We start from the raw sequence: 16100 nt of genomic DNA, 5'->3' as shown, positions 1-16100 counted from the left end.
GGCGTGATGAGTGATCCGGCCCCGACGGTGCCGGTCTGCTACCGGCACACGTCCCGGGAGACCTGGGTCCGGTGCGCCCGGTGCGAGCGGCCGATCTGCCCCGACTGCATGCGGGACGCGGCGGTCGGGCACCAGTGCCCGGAGTGCGTCGCAGAAGGGCGACGGACCCAACGGTCGGCGCGCACTGCCTTCGGTGGCAGTGCCGCCGGCCAACAGGGCACCGTCACCAAGGTCCTGATCGGCATCAACGCGGTCGTCGCACTGATCGGGTTGGCGATCTCCGGCGGTGGTGCGCTGCTCGGCGCCGGGCTCTTCTCGGCCGCCGGGCGGCTGCACGCGTTCGGCGGGGTGATCGGCCCGGACGTCACCGTCCGGCCCAACGGCACCGTGCTCGCCGGTGCGCTGCCCGGGTACGGCGACGTCTTCATCGGCATCGACGGTGGTGGTGTCTACCGGCTGATCACCGCGATGTTCATCCACTACGGGCTGCTACACCTGCTGTTCAACATGTGGGCACTGTGGGTGCTCGGCCGCAACCTGGAGGCGGTGCTCGGGCCGGCCCGGTTCCTGGCGCTGTACCTGATCGCCGGGCTTGGCGGCAACGTCGCGGCCTACCTGGTCGACCCGGGTGCGCTGTCCGCCGGCGCGTCCACTGCGGTCTTCGGCCTGTTCGCCGCGTTCTTCATCGTGCTGCGCCGGCTGAAGCGGGACACCTCAGCGGTGGTCGGCATCCTGGTGATCAACCTGATCCTGACCTTCACCGTGTCCAGCCTGTCGATCGCCGGTCACCTCGGCGGTCTGATCACCGGCGGGTTGATCGGGGCGATCCTGGCCTACGCTCCGCGCACCAACCGCACCGTGGTGCAGGCGGTCGGCAGCGGTGCCGTGCTGCTCTTCCTGATCCTGGTCACGGTGGCCCGGATCGCCCTGGTGCACGCCGGCTGACGGTCCGGGCGCCGCCCGCAGCAGCGCCGCCGCGACCTCGTCCGGCGAGGCGCCCAGCTCGTTGCCGCCGATCAGGTGCAGCGAGTCGCCCGCGTCGATCTCCAACAACTCGCTGCGGATGCCCCGGTGGCCGCGGCGGTCCACGCTGTACGGCAACCGCGATCTTGCCGGCCGGGACCTTGCCGGCGACCCGCCAGGTCAGCTCCCCTGGGTTCGCTGTGCACGGGTCAAGGATGGCTGTGCACCGGCCGAGGCTGCCACTCGCGCGGGTCGCGGCGTACGATTCGGGAAACGAGGTTACCCGGGAGTAGGTAGGCATGAGGGACGCGGTCATCGTCGGAGCGGTCCGGACCCCGATCGGGCGACGCAAGGGTGCCCTGGCATCGGTGCACCCGGTTGAACTGTCCAGCCACGTGCTGCGGGCGCTCGCCCAGCGGACCGGTCTCGATCCGGCCGACGTCGATGACGTCGTCTGGGGCTGTGTGTTCCAGGCGGGCGACCAGAGCTGGAACATCGGGCGCAACGCCGTACTCGCGGCCGGCTGGCCGGAGTCGGTGCCCGGCACCACCGTCGACCGGCAGTGCGGGTCCAGCCAGCAGGCGCTGCACTTCGCGGCCGCGACGGTGATCGCCGGGCAGGCCGACCTGGTGGTGGCCGGCGGCGTCGAGTCGATGACCCGGGTACCGATGGGGGCCAGCACCGGTGCCGGGCAGCCGTTCGGCGACCAGGTGCGGGACCGGTACCGGGGGGTCGACGGCGTCGTCGCGGATGACCCCGTCCCGTTCAACCAGGGGGTCGGCGCCGAGCTGATCGCGCGGCGCTGGGGATTGTCGCGCACCGCCCTGGACGAGTTCGCGCTGACCAGCCACCAGCGGGCGGCGGCCGCCCAGGACGCCGGCGAGTTCGACGCCGAGATCGCGCCGGTGCCGGTCACCGACGACGCCGGGTCCGGTGCCGACAAGTTCGGTGCCGACGAGGGCATCCGCCGGGACACCTCACTGGCGAAGCTCGGTGAGCTGGCCACGCCGTTCCGGGCCGACGGGGTGGTGACCGCAGGCTCCGCGTCACAGATCTCCGACGGCGCGGCGGCGCTCGCGGTGACCACGTCGGAGTGGGCCCGGGCGCACGGCGTACGGCCGTTGGCCCGGGTGCACACCGCCGTGGTGGCCGGTGATGATCCGGTGATGATGCTGACCGCCCCGATCCCAGCGACGGCGAAGGCATTGCGTCGGTCCGGGCTCGACCTGACCGACATCGGGGTGTACGAGGTCAACGAGGCGTTCGCGCCGGTTCCGCTCGCCTGGCTGGCCGAGACCGGGGCGGACCCGGTCCGGCTGAACCCGCGTGGCGGCGCGATCGCGCTGGGCCATCCACTCGGGGCCAGCGGCGCCCGGATCATGACCACGATGCTGCACCACATGCGCTCCAACGGCATCCGGTACGGGCTGCAGACGATGTGCGAGGGCGGCGGGATGGCCAACGCGACCATCGTGGAAATTCTGTAGCTGAAATTTCGCCGTTACCCCGAGTCATTGCGCATTGACGTGTCGTTAACACGACATGGACGTCTTCTCCCGCACGTTCCTGCCGGCGGCGGCAGAGACCGCCGTCCCGATCTCGACCACCAGCCGGCACATGCCGGTGTTCCGCCGCTGTGTCTCGCCCAACGAACGCACCGTGCTCGTCACCCGGTGCCAACGCCCCGACCAGCCGATGCAGGGTGACTACCTGCTCCTGTTGACCCGGCGGCGACTGGTGGTGACCCAGGAGACACTGCTGTGGCGCCGGCTACGGCTGCACCTCAACAGCGAACTGCGTCACCTCGACCATGTGACCTGGACCACCGATCCGAGGGCCGGCATCGTCGAGCTCGCGGTCACCGCCGTCGACGGCATCCGGGAACGGTTCCTCATCAAGGCCGGCGATCCGGCCCGGGCCGGCCACATCGAAGCCCTGTTCGGCTACGCGTTCCTGGCCCGCCCGTTGGACGCCCGCAGCGGTGCCGCCGCCTGACTGACAGTAACCGACTGCCGGCAGTGGCATAGTCGTTACGGCCGGCGGTCAGCCGGTCACGGACCGGCGATCGGCGACTGCATCGACCCGGAACAAGCTGAGCACTTCAACCACACCTCGCGGGTGCGGCCACTGATCAGGGCGAAGGTGAAGGCCTTACCGGCGCCGAGGCATTTCGGGCAGATCGGCGGCCGCCGTCTCCTCGGTCCCGGCAGATCATCTTTCTCGCCCATGGAAACGAGATTACCGCCCACCATTACTCCGAGTGGAAGTCGCCGCCGTCGAAGGATCTTTCGGACCACCTGGGGGCGCACCTGCGGCTCGCCTGGCCCGTGCGCCCCCACGGGTTGGGCTAGTCTGGGTCCACTGCCACCGTACGCATTCGGAGACCACCGTGAAGCTCTCGATCCTCATGCCGGTCTACAACGAGGAGGCGCGGGTCGGCGATGCCCTCAAGCAGGCGCTCGCCGTTGACTATCCGTGCGAGATCGAGTTCGTGGTCGTTGACGACGGCAGCCGGGACGGCACCGGTGCGATCCTGGAGAGCGTCGACGACGCGCGGCTGCGGGTGATCACCCATCCACGCAACGCCGGCAAGGGCGCGGCGATCAAGACCGCAGTGGATTCCGCCGAGGGCGACTACATGGTGATCCTCGACGCAGACCTTGAGTACGACCCGCAGGACATCCCGAAGCTGCTCGAGCCGGTGCTGGACGGTCGGGCCACGGTGGTCTACGGCAATCGGACCTTCGGCAGCCACAGCGCTTACAGCTTCTGGTACGTGATGGGTAACAAGGCCGTGACCACGGCTGCGAATGTGATGTTCAACTCCTACATCGGCGACCTGGAGACCTGCTTCAAGCTGCTGCCGCTGTCGCTGTACCGCTCACTCGACGTGCGCTCGCGCGGGTTCGGCATGGAGGCGGAGGTCACCGGCAAGCTACTGCGTCGCCGGGTCCGCCCGTACGAGGTGCCGATTTCCTATCGGGCCCGGGGCCGCGAGGAAGGCAAGAAAATTACCTGGAAGGACGGGGTCGAGGCACTGTGGATCCTGGGTCGGGAGCGGACCCGGCGCCAGGGGCGTACCGTTCCCGGCGCCTGAGCCCCGCCGTCTTCTCCCCCGGCTGCTAACGGCCCCGTTCAGCCGCTGACGAACCGGGTGACTGAGCGCCGCAGCCCGGCCGGGTCCAGCCCGTGCCAGCGGTCATGGTCCGCCGCGCTGCCGTACCGATGCAGGTCCTCCCGCCCGACGCCCAACGACAGCAGCCGGTACGGCCGGTCCGCCAGCGCGGCGCCGATCAGGTGACTCGACGTCCCGGCCAGGTACGGCTCGACCAGCACCACCACCGGATCGACATAGTCGACGAGCATCCGTAGGCCGGTGACGTCGAACGGGCGCGGCGTGTTCGTGTACGCCACCGTCACGTCCAGCCCGGTGACCGCGTCCAACGTCTGGTCGAGCATCGGGCCGACCGCGACGACGACCGGGGCTCCCCCGCTGCCCCGACGCACCGTCACCAGTCGACCCGACACCCCGTCACCATGCGGGCTGTGGTTGCCGCGTGCGGCCAGCCGCAGGTAAACGGCGTCGTCGTGACCGGCCGCCGCCCGCAGCAACGGCCCGACCTCGTCCGGATGGCCCGGTACGTGCACCGTCCACGGCCCGGCCGTGTCGAGCAGCGCCACGTCACCGGGGGACATGTGGGTACGGCCCTCCGCCGCCGCGTCATACGACCCGCCGATGCTGACCAGCACCGCGCCGACGCCCTGGTGGTCGAGGTCGAGCTTGATCTGCTCGTACGCCCGGTCGACCAGGAACGGCGCGTAGGAGTGGGCGATGGCCCGCAGCCCGGTCAACGCCAGCCCACCGGCCACGCCGATCATCAACTGTTCGCGGATGCCGACGTTGAACATCCGGTCGGGGTGCCGGCGGGCGGCCGGGGCGAACGCCTCGGCCGAGATGTCGGCCAGCACCAACGCGGTACGCGGATCGTCGTCCAGCAGGCCGGTGGTGGCGCGGGTGAAGGCGTCACGCATGATCATTCTCCTTGCCGTGCGGTCTGGTGTACTTGGCCGGGGTCAGGGCGACCACCAGGTGCGGGCGTACTCCGTCATGTCCGGTCAGCGCGTCGGTCAGTGCCTCGTGGTCGCGGCCGTCGACGATCGTCGTGGTCCAGCCGTTCACGCGGAACCGGCTGGCCAGCCCGCCGGGCCAGCCGTGGGTGGCCGAGTCGTTGTCGACGACGATCGCGGTCAGCTCGGCGAGCTGCCGGCTGCCGGCGTACGCGATCGCCTCGTGGTTCGACCCTTCGTCGAGCTCGGCGTCGCCGACCAGGACGTAGACCCGGGCTCCGTTGGCCCTACCGGCCCGACCGACCTCGCCAGCCCCGCCGGCCCGATTGGCTCCGCCGGCCTGGTCGGTCAGGCCCTGGGCACGCAGGCCGAGCAGCGTGCCGACGCCGAGGCCGAGCCCGTGCCCGAGCGAGCCGGAGCCGATCTCCACCCCAGGCACCAGCAGCCGGTCCGGGTGGTGACCGAGCGGGCTGTCCGGCCCGGCCAGGTCGTCGAGCCAGGCGTCGGGGATGAACCCCTTCGCGGCGAGTACGGCGTAGTAGGCGGCCGGACCGTGCCCCTTGGATAGCAGGAACCGGTCGCGGTCGACGGCGTCGACGGTCTGCGGGCTGATCCGCAGAATCCGGTCGTAGAGGACCCACAGCACGTCCAATGTCGAGTTGGCGCTGTGCTCGTGCTTCTCGTCGCCGGTGATCCGGCGTAGCAGCGGCCGAAGGGCCGCGTACCCAATGTCGGTCGGCGGCTGATGCGGCGGCGCGACCGGGCTGGCTACGAAGGCTGACATGACCCTACCCTGCAAGTTGAAGTTGACTTCATTTCAAGGACGTTGTGATGCAGCGGACACTGGCCATCGGCGATTTGGCTGCCCGGTCCGGGGTGGCACCGTCAGCCCTGCGGTACTACGAGCGAATCGGGTTGATCCGAGCCGGGCGTACCGGCGGTAACCAGCGCCGGTACGCCCGCTCCGAGCTGCGCCGGGTGGCGTTCATCCGGATCGCTCAGCAGATCGGCGTGCCGCTGGACGAGATTCGCCAGGCGCTGGACGAGCTGCCCGATTCGCGTACCCCGACGAAGGCCGACTGGGCGCGGCTGTCCCAGCGCTGGCAGGACCGGCTCGACGAGCGGATCGCGCTGCTCACCCGGCTGCGCGACGACCTGGCCGGGTGTATCGGATGCGGCTGCCTGTCACTGCGGTCGTGCACGCTGTACAACCCGGCCGACCGGCTGGCCGCCGCCGGCCCCGGCCCGCGCATCCTGCTCGACGGCGGCTAGCCGTTGCCACTCGACGGCGGTTGGCCCTCGCCGGTCACCAGTAGCACCTTGCCCAGGTGGTCGCTGCTCTCGACGATCCGGTGCGCCTGCGCGGCCTGCGCAATTGGCATCCGGCGGTCGATGACCGGGCGGATCGCACCCGACGCGATCAGCGGCCAGACCTGGTCGTGCACCCGGCGGACGATCTCCGCCTTCTCGGCGAGCGGACGGGACCGCAGCGTGGTCGCGAAAATCGTGGCCCGCTTGGCCAGCAGCGCACCCAGGTTCAGCTCGGCGGTGCGGCCGCCCTGCAACCCGATGATCGTCAACCGGCCGCCGGTGGCCAGCGTTTGGACGTTGCGCTCCAGGTAGCCGCCGCCGATGATGTCGAGGATCACGTCCACCCCGCCGTCACCGTCGCCGGTCAGCTCGCGGGCGCGGGCGACGAAGTCTTCGGCGGTGTAGTCGATCGCGTGGTGGGCGCCGAGCGCCCGCAGCTGTTCGTGCTTGGCCGCGCGGGCGGTGGTCAGCACGGTGGCGCCGAGCGCCGCACCGAGCTGGACGGCGAAGGTGCCGATCCCGCTGCCGCCGCCGTGCACCAGCAGCGACTCGCCGGCCCGCAGCCCGGCGAGCTTGACCACGTTCGACCAGACGGTGCAGGCCACCTCGGGCAGCGCGGCGGCGTCAACCAGGCTCAGCCCGGCCGGCACCGGCAGCAGCTGCCCGGCGGGCACGGCGACCCGCTCGGCGTACCCGCCGCCGGCAAGCAGCGCGCAGACCTGGTCGCCGACCTTGCGGTGGGAGACGTCCGCGCCGACCGCGCTGATCACCCCGGAGCATTCCAACCCGAGGTACGGCGACGCGCCCGGCGGCGGAGGGTAGTGCCCCTGCCGTTGTAGCAGGTCGGCCCGGTTCACGGCGGTCGCGGCGACGTCGACGATCACCTCGTCCGGGCAGGGGGTGGGATCGGGCACCTCGGTCCAGACCAGGGCGTCGGGTCCGCCGGGCTGCGGCACGGTGATCGCGTACATGGCATCAGTCTTACCGGCTCGGCCGGTGTGCCGCCCGCCGAACCCGGCTGGTGAATCCTGATGGCCCCCTCGGCTACCGCCGCGTTAACCTGCGCCGCGGAGTGCTGTCGGACGTCCGTGGCACACTAGGGCACAGTGACGCGGCGGCTGACCGTCTCCGGCCGGCCGCACCGGGAGGGCTCGCCTAGTGGCCGATGGCGCTGGTCTTGAAAACCGGTAAGGCAGCAATGTCTTCGTGGGTTCGAATCCCACGCCCTCCGCTCCAACAAGCAAGTGTCCGTCCGGGGAAAGCCGGATACGATCCAATCGTCGTCAGGTAACTACTGAGAGTTGCCCCGGCGGTCGTCCTTGGCTGGCGGGACGGGTAGGTCCGCAACGTCAGGCGGTAGTGGGCGAGCCAAGGCCAGTTGCCGTCGGGGCGAACCGGCGGACCGTAGCAGGATCGGCCAGCCAGGTCAGCCCGGTAGGTCTGGCTGCCGGCGGCACCGGTGCCCGGGTAGGCATCGCACCGGCTACGGTGCCCCCGAAGAGCCGACGGGACGCCGGGAGTACCAGCCCCGCGACGATCAGCGCGACGGCAGGTACGCCGGCCGGTGGGGTGGGCGGCGCGGTCGCCGTGAACTCTACTGATCGGTCGACCCGACGGACCGGCCGACCGGTTGTCCGTCCATAGTCGAATGGCTGAGTGACTGGCGCGGACGTGTTGCCGTTTCGTCGGATGGACCACTCGTCCGATCGGACCAATCATGCGCACCGAGTCCGCCTGGCGGAACGGGGCGTTGAGCTGCCCCGACAGTCGCGACGTATGTTTCGCCAACATTTCATGTAGCACAGGTCGCACCAGGGGGTCACGGTGACGCAAACGGCGCACGATCGGCGTTTCTTCGTCGGCACTGACATCGGTGGCACTTTCACCGATCTCGTCGTGCTTGAGGACGGCGCGCCGCCCCGGCTGTTCAAATCACCGACGACGCTTCCCGACAGGTCCGGCGGCGTGCTCGCCGCACTGGAACTGGCGGCCGAGGCGTACGGCCTTGAACTGCCGGAATTCACCCGGCGTATCGACCACTTCGCCCACGGCACTACGGCGGCGACCAACGCGCTCATCGAACGCAAGGGTGCGCCGACCGCGTTGCTGACCACGCGCGGCTTCGCGGACACGCTGTTGATCCAACGAAGCATGACCTCCTGGGTCGGGCTCGGCGCGGCGACCGGGCACTACAGCCGCCGTCGGAACCCGGAGCCGATCGTGCCCCGGGCCAGCATCGTCGAGGTCACCGAGCGAGTCGACTCGGCGGGCCGCGAGGTGGTGCCGATCGACCTGGCTGCGGTTCGCGCGGCTCTGGTCGAAATGCGCGATGGCGACACCGAGGTCGGGGCATTGGCGGTCAGCCTGCTCTGGTCGTTCGTCAACCCGGCGCACGAACGCGCGCTGGCCGAGTTGATTAAGCAGGAGTGGCCGACGGCGTACGTGACGTTGTCGCATCAGGTGGCCCCGGTGATCGGCGAGTACGAGCGGACCGCCACCACGGTGATCAACTCTTACCTCGGTCCGGTGATTCGGGACTACGTGAACCTGCTGGAGACGCGGCTGCGGCAGGCCGGCTTCACCGGCGAGTTGTCAATCATGGACTCGGGCGGCGGCGTGATGCGGGCCGGCGACGCGGCCGCCCGAGCCGCGTCGATGCTCACCTCCGGCCCGGCCGGTGGAGTGCTCGCCTCCGTGGCGCTCGCCCGCCGGCTCGGTCACCGCAATGTGATCACCAGCGACATGGGCGGGACGAGCTTTGACGTCGGCCTCATTGTCAACGGCGAACCGTTGGTGGAGCGAATCAGCGAGGTGGGCAACTATCACCTGGCACTGCCCCGGATCAAGGTTCAGGCGATTGGTGCGGGCGGCGGTTCGATCGCGTGGGTGGACGAGGTGGGTGCCCTGGTCGTCGGCCCGGAGAGCGCCGGGTCGGTGCCCGGCCCCGCATGCTACGGCCGCGGCGGCGAGCGGCCCACCGTCACCGATGCCGACGTGGTGCTTGGGATCATCGATCCAGACCACTTCCTTGGCGGCCGGATGAAGCTGGACCGCCCCGCCGCGGAGGAGGCCATCCGCCGGCACGTTGCGGAGCCGCTGGGCATGTCAGTCACCGATGCCGCCGCCGGCATCCGGCAGGTCGCGGACAACCAGATGGCAGACCTGTTGCGTAAGGTCACCGTCGAGCAGGGCCATGACCCGCGCGACTTCGTGATCTACGCGTACGGTGGTGCCGGCCCGACCCACGCCTACGCGTATGCCGACGCCGCCGGCATCGGCACTCTGGTGGTGCCCCCGACGGCGACGGTCCACTCCGCGTTCGGGACGGTCATCTCCGATCGTTATCGGGCTGTGCAGACCACCGACCCGCAGCGTACGCCGCCCGGCGCCGATGACCCGGCGGCCCATCTGGACAGCGACCGCATCGCGGCGACCTTCGCGACACTCATCGACCGCTGCCACGCCGACCTCGACCGTGATCCGCGAGCCACCTTCACGCGCATCGTCTACCTCAAGTTCCGCCGGCAGACCCAGGAACTTCCGGTGGTCGTGCCGGCAGGCCGGGTCGACGGGCAGATGGCTCGGCGCCTGGTCGAGGACTTCCTGGCCAGCTACGAACGAATCTACGGCGCGGGCACCGCGTTGCGCAGCGCCGGGCTTGAGCTGCTCACCCTGCGGGTGGAGGGGCGGGTCCGGGTAACCGAGCTGGCCGCGGCGGCACCGCGGCGGCGCGGAACGCTCGCCGCGGCGGTGCTCGGACAGCGTTCGGTGCACTTTCCAGAGACCGGGCTGGTGCCGGCCACCGTCTACCGCGGGGAGTCAGTCGGGCCGGGCCTCTCACTGCCCGGCCCGGCAGTCCTGGAATTCGCCGGCACCACCGTGGTCGTCGGCCCTCGCCAACAGGCCGATGTCGACGACGACGCCAACCTGGTGATCACCGCTCGGGAGGATTCATGACCACCGCCAGCTCCACCGGACCCGCCGGCCACTCCACCGCCGGACGGGACGTGGACCCTGTCACCTTCGAGGTGATCCGGCACCGGCTGCTGGCCATCACCGACGAACAGGGCGCCGTCCTGTCCGCCATCTCCGGCTCGCCCCACGTCACCGAGGCCAGCGACTACAACGTCGGGCTCTACCTGCCGGACGGCTCGGTAGCCGCGATGGGCCGTACCATTCTGCTGCACTCCGCGTCGATGGCCGCGATCACTCGGCACGTGATCGCCGATTGCGGCGACGATCCCGGCATCGCGGCCGGCGACATGTTCATCGTGAACGACCCGTGGAAGGGTGCCGTTCACGCTCCCGACCTCGGCATCGTCGCCCCGATCTTCTACGAAGGTGAGTTGCTGGCCTGGAGTGGCGCGATGTGCCACATGGTCGACGTCGGCGCCATGCAACCTGGTGGATTCTGCTCTGCGGCGACCGAGTCGTTCCAGGAGGGGCTGCAGCTTCCGCCGACGAAGCTGATCGACGGTGGCCGGACCCGCACCGACGTGTGGAACATCGTTCTGGCACACACCCGGATGGCGAGCACCGCGAACCTGGACCTTCGCGGACTTGTCGCAGCCAACCACACCGCCGTACGGGCGATGACCGAACTGGCTGACCGGTACGGCGCCGCGACGGTCCGCGAGGTCATGTCAGGTCTGATCGAACTCTCCGAGACCCGGCTGCGCAACCGGCTCCGTGAACTGCCGGACGCCACCGTCCGGTCCCGGGCCTATCTGGACAACGACGGCGGGCTCGCGGCCAGCGAGGTCGACGCGGTCTACGACGTGGACCTGGTGCTCACCAAGCAGGGCGATCGGCTGCACTTCGACTACTCCGGCTCGTCACCCCAGGCAACCGGGTACATCAACTGCACTCGGTCCGGCCTGATGGCTGGAGTCGCTGCGGCGTTGCTGCCGACCCTGGCCTTTGACTCGCCCTGGAACGAGGGGTTGTTCCACCCGGTCGAGGTGTACGCACCGGAAGGGCTGATTATCAACGCCCGTCGACCCGCGCCGGTGAGCGGTGGTGTGCTCGAGGCCGCCTGGCTGGTGGAGATGACAGCGGTGGAGTGCCTGTCCCGGCTGGCGGCCTGCTCCGACGAACTGATCGGTGAGGCTCAGGCCGCGCCGGCCGGCGGCCCCGATCAGTTCGTACTGACTGGCACCAACTCGCACGGCGAGCATTTCACCCACGTGATCCTCGACTGCCTCGCCACCGGTGGCGGCGCGTACGCGCATCGGGACGGGGTCTGGACCCAGGGGCAGCACAACATTGAGCGGCAACGTATCGCCAACGCCGAGACCGTGGAGTTGGACATGCCGTTGCTGTACCTGTGGCGGGGCTTGGTGACCGACTCCGGTGGGGCCGGCCGGCACCGCGGCGGGCAGAGTATCGGGGCACACTACGCCGTGCACGGCAGCGACGACGTCAGCGCCGTCTGCTCCGGGCACGGTTGGTTGGCGCCGAACTCCACCGGGCTGTTCGGCGGCTACCCGTCCGGCCCGAACGGTCGGCGCCTGGTCCGCGATAGCGACCTGCCGGAGCGACTGGCCGGCGGGGAGATTCCGGACCCGGCGACACTCACCGGTGAGCGGCCGCCGATGCGGGGCCGGGCCGGGAAGTTCCGGCTCGGCGCGGCAGCGACGCTCAGCTATACCCACCAGGCCGGCGGTGGTTGGGGAGACCCGCTGGAGCGCCCGATCGAGGCACTGCGGGTGGACCTACGGCAGAGGGCTGTCAGCCCGGAGGCAGCCGTCCGACTCTACGGTGCGGTGCTCGACGCGGCCGGCGAACTCGACGCAGCAGCGACCGCAGACCGCCGGAGTCGGCTGCGTGCCGAGCGCCGGGCCTGGCCGGCGGCCGAGGCGTTGCCTGCACAACCCGCCGCCACCGGCCGGCGCCGGCTGGGTCCGATCGGTGACCGGTTGGAGCGGATCGAGGTCGACGGGGCGCGCTACGTAGCCTGCCACTGCGGCACCGTGCTGGCTCCGTTGGGCCAGTCGTGGCGTCGCCGGGCAGCCTGCCTGGTGAGTACCGACGTGTTCCAGTTCAGCCCGGCCACCCGGCTCGCCGAGGAGTTGGAGATCCGGCAGTACGCCTGCCCCGGTTGCGGACTGCTGCACGCCACCGACGTGAGCCGGCGCGACGCCGACCTCGCCACCGACATCACCTTCGCTGATCACGCGCCGGCCTCGGCGGTGGTGCGCTGATGGGGACCGTGGCGTACGCGGCGGCGACTTCGCATGTCGGCGCGATCATCAAGAACCCGTTGGGAGGCGCCGACCGGTCACGGGCACTGCACGATGCGTGGCAGCGGATGGACGAGGCCATTGGTCGGGCCGACCTGACAGCGATGATCGTGGTAGGCACCGACCACTACGAGACCTTCGGGCTCGACAACTACCCGACGTACTGCCTCGGCCTGGCCGACCGGTACGAGGGTTGGGGCGAGTTCGGCACTCCGGACGGTACCTTCCCGGGCGCGCCCGGGGTCGCCCAGGCGTTGTTGACCGGGTTGGTGGAGCGCGGCTTCGACGCCGCCCGCTCGCACACCATGCGGCTGGACCACAGCTTCACGGTGCCGTTGACCAAGCTTCCGAACGCGGCGCGCGCCGGAGTCGTTCCGCTCTTCCTCAACTGCAACACGCCGCCGCTGCCGTCGCTGCGCCGTTGCCTGGAGTTGGGCAGGGCGATCGGTGCGGCCGTGGCGACGTTGCCCGCCGACAGCAGGGTCGGGGTACTGGGCACCGGCGGCATCTCACACTGGGTCGGCCTACCTCGGTTCGGTGAGATCAACGAGGAGTTCGACCGGGACTTCGTGTCGTGTCTGCGGGACGGTCGTCTGGAGCCGATCCTCGCCCTGTCAGACGAGGAAATCCTGGAACAGGCCGGCAATGGGGCACTGGAGATCCGGACCTGGCTGGTGGCCGTGGGTGCGACAGCTGGTGCGGGGGAGCCCGCGCCGGGAACGCTGCTGGCGTACGCGCCGATGGCCGAGTGGGCGATCGGCGCCGGGATCATGGAGTTCGTGCGATGAGCGTCGTGGAACTTAACCGGCTGGCCTGGGACCTGGAACACAAGCCCGGTTTGCTGGCCCGGGTTCGGGACGGCCTTCTCGACGGCTACGCGCTCGACGAGGAGGAGGTCCGCGCGGTGCGCGCCCGGGACTCCTGGAAGCTGCTGGCCCAGGGGATGAATCCGGTGGCGCTGCGGAACCTGATGGTGATGCTCGGCGTCCCGCACGCCGAGATGTACCCGCCTCGGGACACGCCGTGACCGCCCCGCTGCTGTCGCTGCGTGGCGTGAGCAAGTCCTTCGGGGGCGCTCGCGCTCTGATCGACATAGATCTGGATCTGCACGCCGGCGAGGTCCACGCCCTGCTGGGGATGAATGGCGCCGGCAAGTCGACTCTCGTGGAGATCATTTCCGCGTCGCTGACGCCGGATACGGGAACCCTGTCCGTGGCGGGCGAACCGGCCGGCCCACTCACTCCACGACGGGCCCGGCAGATCGGCATCACCACCGTGCACCAGCGCCGGTCCCTGGTTCCGTCGCTTTCCGTCGCCGAGAACCTGTTGCTCGGCCGGCTGCCGCGTCGAGGCCCGTGGGTGCGCTGGGACGAGATTCGGCGGTCGGCCCGCGCGGCACTTGACGACATCGGGGTACGGATCGATGTCACCGCCCCGGTCCGGACGCTCCCTGCGGCCCAACAGGTGCTGGTGGAGATTGCCCGGGAGGTGCACGCCGGCGGCAGGGTGCTGATCCTCGACGAGCCGACCGCCGCCCTCGGTGGCGGCGACGCTGCCCATGTCCACGAGCTGGTCCGCACCCTCAGCCAGCGGGGAGTCGGCATCGTCTACGTCTCGCATCACCTGGACGAGGTGCTTGCCCTCGCCGACTCGATAACCGTGCTGCGCGACGGCCGCCGGGTCACCACCGTGCCGGCCGAGGGCACCACCGTTTCTGACCTGGTGACCTCGATGACCGGCGGCAAGGCCGACATCGGCCAACGCCGGCCGGCCGTCGAGCCCGGGCCGGTGGTGCTGGACCTGGTCGGCATCGGCACCGGCGACAGGCTGCGTGAACTCAACCTTCAGGTCCGCGCCGGGGAGGTGGTCGGCGTACTCGGTCCAGCCGGCGATGGCCAGTCCCAGCTATTCGGCCTGCTCTCAGGCACCCGTCGCCCGCGCACCGGGAGCATCGTGGTGGACGGCCAGCCGGTACGGCCGGGCAGCGTACGTGACGCGCTGCGGCACGGCATCCGGTGCGTCACCGGGGACCGGCTTGCCCTGGGCCTGATTCCCGAGCTTTCCGTGGACGAGAACGTCACGCTGGCCAGACGGGCGCTATCGGGCCGGCCGTTCGTCCGCTGGCCGGCGCTGCACGCCATGGCCGCCGAGGCCCGCGACCGCTACCGGGTCGTCAGCATCGCCGCCGACCCGCCGGTCCGGGCACTTTCCGGTGGCAATCAGCAGAAGGTTCTTCTGGCCAAGTGGCTGCCGACGGGCGGGCGGGTCTGTCTGCTGGAAGAACCGACGAACGGGGTCGACGTCGCGGCCAAGGCCGAGATCCACGAACTGGTAGAGGGTCTGGCCGCGGATGGAACAGCGCTCCTGCTGACCTCCTCCGACGTCGACGAGGTGCTGCGGCTGGCGGATCGGGTGGTGGTGATCCGGGGCGGCGCGGTGGTGGCCGAGTGCGCCGTGGCGCAGACCAGCAGAGACGAACTGGTGACCATGACGGCCGGAGGGACAGCATGACAACGTCGGCGCTCAACAAGCGGACCCGGCTCGCGGTGCCGGGCGGGTTGACCCACCATGCCGGACTGATCGGCCTGCTGATCGTTCTGGCGATCTTCACGGCGACCCAGTCGGACGCCTTCCTGACGGGGCCGAACCTGCTGAACGTCGTCCGGCAGATCTCCGTGGTGGCCGTGCTCGCCGCGAGCCTCACCCTGCTGATGACGGCCGGCGGTATCGACTTCTCCCTGGCCAGTCTCGCCGGAGTCAGTGCCGGGGTGCTCGCCCGGCTTCTCGAGGCCGGCGTGTCAGAGCTGACGGCGGTGGCGCTCACAGTCGGTGTGGGCATCACCGTCGGCCTGCTCAACGGCGCGATCATCACCGCCTCGGGAGTAGCGCCGTTCGTGGTCACGCTCGGCACCGCGACAGCGTTGGAGGGCGTCGCGCTCCTGGTCATCCGTGGGCAGAGCATCTCGATCGGGCAGAACCTGTCCGGCCTCGGCTTCGGTGAGGTGGTGGGCATTCCGGTGTTGTCGCTGATCGCGCTCGCGGTCTGCGTCGGGGTGGGATTGGTGATGCGCTACACCACGATCGGCCGGCACGCGTTCGCGATCGGTGGGAACGAGGCCGCCGCACGGCTGTCCGGCGTCCCGGTGACCGGTGTGAAGCTGGCCCTCTACGGACTCAACGGAGCGCTCGCCGCCATCGGCGGCACGATGCTGCTGGCCAGGCTGGGAGCGGCCAGCCCGGGCACCGCCGGGTTGCACCTGGAACTGACCGTGGTCGCCGCCGTGGTGATCGGTGGAACGGCGCTGGCCGGTGGCAGCGGCACGATCATCGGCACCGTCCTCGGCGTGATCCTGCTCGGGGTGGTAGCCAACGCGCTGAATCTTCTCCAGATCGACTCCTACTACCAGCAGGTCTCCGTCGGCGCCGTGCTGCTCGTCGCGGCTGTCGCCAATCAGGTACGTCGCCGGCACAGCGGCTGATCTGGTGCCGTTGCCCGGCCGTAGACCGTTCTCCCGT

General features: G+C 70.2%; 14 protein-coding genes and 1 tRNA gene. 12 read left to right on the top strand and 3 right to left on the bottom strand.

Going from position 1 to position 16100, the window contains the following annotated elements:
* Window positions 1-6: 6 nt before the first annotated feature.
* The 4 genes from ACFHWU_RS13160 to ACFHWU_RS13145 all read left to right on the top strand — a co-directional run bounded on the left by ACFHWU_RS13160 (window position 7) and on the right by ACFHWU_RS13145 (window position 4060).
* Window positions 7-945: a rhomboid family intramembrane serine protease gene (locus ACFHWU_RS13160; protein ID WP_416553922.1), complete on the top strand. Its 939-nt coding sequence runs from the start codon at window positions 7-9 to the stop codon at window positions 943-945.
* A gap of 317 nt (window positions 946-1262) precedes the next feature.
* Window positions 1263-2450: a thiolase family protein gene (locus ACFHWU_RS13155; RefSeq protein ID WP_416553924.1), complete on the top strand. Its 1188-nt coding sequence runs from the start codon at window positions 1263-1265 to the stop codon at window positions 2448-2450.
* A gap of 55 nt (window positions 2451-2505) precedes the next feature.
* Window positions 2506-2958, top strand: coding sequence for a hypothetical protein (locus tag ACFHWU_RS13150; RefSeq protein ID WP_416553926.1), 453 nt, complete (start codon window positions 2506-2508; stop codon window positions 2956-2958).
* A 394-nt stretch (window positions 2959-3352) separates the two neighbouring features.
* Window positions 3353-4060, top strand: a complete 708-nt coding sequence (locus ACFHWU_RS13145) for a glycosyltransferase family 2 protein (protein WP_416553928.1) — start codon at window positions 3353-3355, stop codon at window positions 4058-4060.
* Between the two features lie 38 nt (window positions 4061-4098).
* Here the strand turns inward: ACFHWU_RS13145 and ACFHWU_RS13140 are convergent, their stop codons facing one another.
* Window positions 4099-4995: a transketolase family protein gene (locus ACFHWU_RS13140; protein WP_416553930.1), complete on the bottom strand. Its 897-nt coding sequence runs from the start codon at window positions 4993-4995 to the stop codon at window positions 4099-4101.
* Window positions 4988-5815 (bottom strand): transketolase, encoded by an 828-nt coding sequence (locus tag ACFHWU_RS13135; protein WP_416553932.1) that lies wholly within the window; start codon window positions 5813-5815, stop codon window positions 4988-4990. The genes ACFHWU_RS13140 and ACFHWU_RS13135 overlap by 8 nt, the downstream gene beginning before the upstream one ends.
* A gap of 47 nt (window positions 5816-5862) precedes the next feature.
* Between ACFHWU_RS13135 and soxR the strand changes: the two genes are divergently transcribed.
* Window positions 5863-6303 (top strand): redox-sensitive transcriptional activator SoxR, encoded by a 441-nt coding sequence (gene soxR / locus ACFHWU_RS13130; protein WP_416553934.1) that lies wholly within the window; start codon window positions 5863-5865, stop codon window positions 6301-6303.
* On the opposite strand, the gene ACFHWU_RS13125 is transcribed toward soxR, so the two are convergent.
* Entirely contained in the window at window positions 6300-7313 is a 1014-nt protein-coding gene (locus ACFHWU_RS13125; protein WP_416553936.1) for an NAD(P)H-quinone oxidoreductase, read from the bottom strand. The two genes, soxR and ACFHWU_RS13125, sit on opposite strands and share 4 nt — an antisense overlap.
* 173 nt (window positions 7314-7486) lie before the next feature.
* Here ACFHWU_RS13125 and ACFHWU_RS13120 point away from each other — a divergent pair.
* The 7 genes from ACFHWU_RS13120 to ACFHWU_RS13090 all read left to right on the top strand — a co-directional run bounded on the left by ACFHWU_RS13120 (window position 7487) and on the right by ACFHWU_RS13090 (window position 16063).
* A tRNA-Ser gene (locus ACFHWU_RS13120) sits at window positions 7487-7573 on the top strand.
* A gap of 593 nt (window positions 7574-8166) precedes the next feature.
* Complete coding sequence (locus ACFHWU_RS13115) at window positions 8167-10299, top strand: hydantoinase/oxoprolinase family protein (protein ID WP_416553938.1); 2133 nt, start codon at window positions 8167-8169, stop codon at window positions 10297-10299.
* A complete protein-coding gene (locus ACFHWU_RS13110) occupies window positions 10296-12545 on the top strand; it encodes a hydantoinase B/oxoprolinase family protein (RefSeq protein ID WP_416553940.1) in 2250 nt (749 codons plus the stop codon). The genes ACFHWU_RS13115 and ACFHWU_RS13110 overlap by 4 nt, the downstream gene beginning before the upstream one ends.
* Window positions 12545-13372 (top strand): hypothetical protein, encoded by an 828-nt coding sequence (locus ACFHWU_RS13105; protein WP_416553942.1) that lies wholly within the window; start codon window positions 12545-12547, stop codon window positions 13370-13372. Before ACFHWU_RS13110 ends, ACFHWU_RS13105 begins: the two co-directional genes overlap by 1 nt.
* Entirely contained in the window at window positions 13369-13611 is a 243-nt protein-coding gene (locus tag ACFHWU_RS13100; RefSeq protein WP_416553944.1) for a hypothetical protein, read from the top strand. Before ACFHWU_RS13105 ends, ACFHWU_RS13100 begins: the two co-directional genes overlap by 4 nt.
* Window positions 13608-15095, top strand: a complete 1488-nt coding sequence (locus tag ACFHWU_RS13095) for a sugar ABC transporter ATP-binding protein (RefSeq protein ID WP_416553946.1) — start codon at window positions 13608-13610, stop codon at window positions 15093-15095. Before ACFHWU_RS13100 ends, ACFHWU_RS13095 begins: the two co-directional genes overlap by 4 nt.
* Window positions 15092-16063: an ABC transporter permease gene (locus ACFHWU_RS13090; RefSeq protein WP_416553948.1), complete on the top strand. Its 972-nt coding sequence runs from the start codon at window positions 15092-15094 to the stop codon at window positions 16061-16063. The genes ACFHWU_RS13095 and ACFHWU_RS13090 overlap by 4 nt, the downstream gene beginning before the upstream one ends.
* The last annotated feature ends 37 nt before the right edge of the window (window positions 16064-16100 follow it).

This window comes from Micromonospora sp. LOL_015 (assembly GCF_048060275.1).
In the GTDB taxonomy this organism is placed as follows: domain Bacteria; phylum Actinomycetota; class Actinomycetes; order Mycobacteriales; family Micromonosporaceae; genus Micromonospora_E.
Note: the sequence above shows the minus strand (reverse complement) of the source record. Positions and strands in the feature narration are given on the sequence as shown.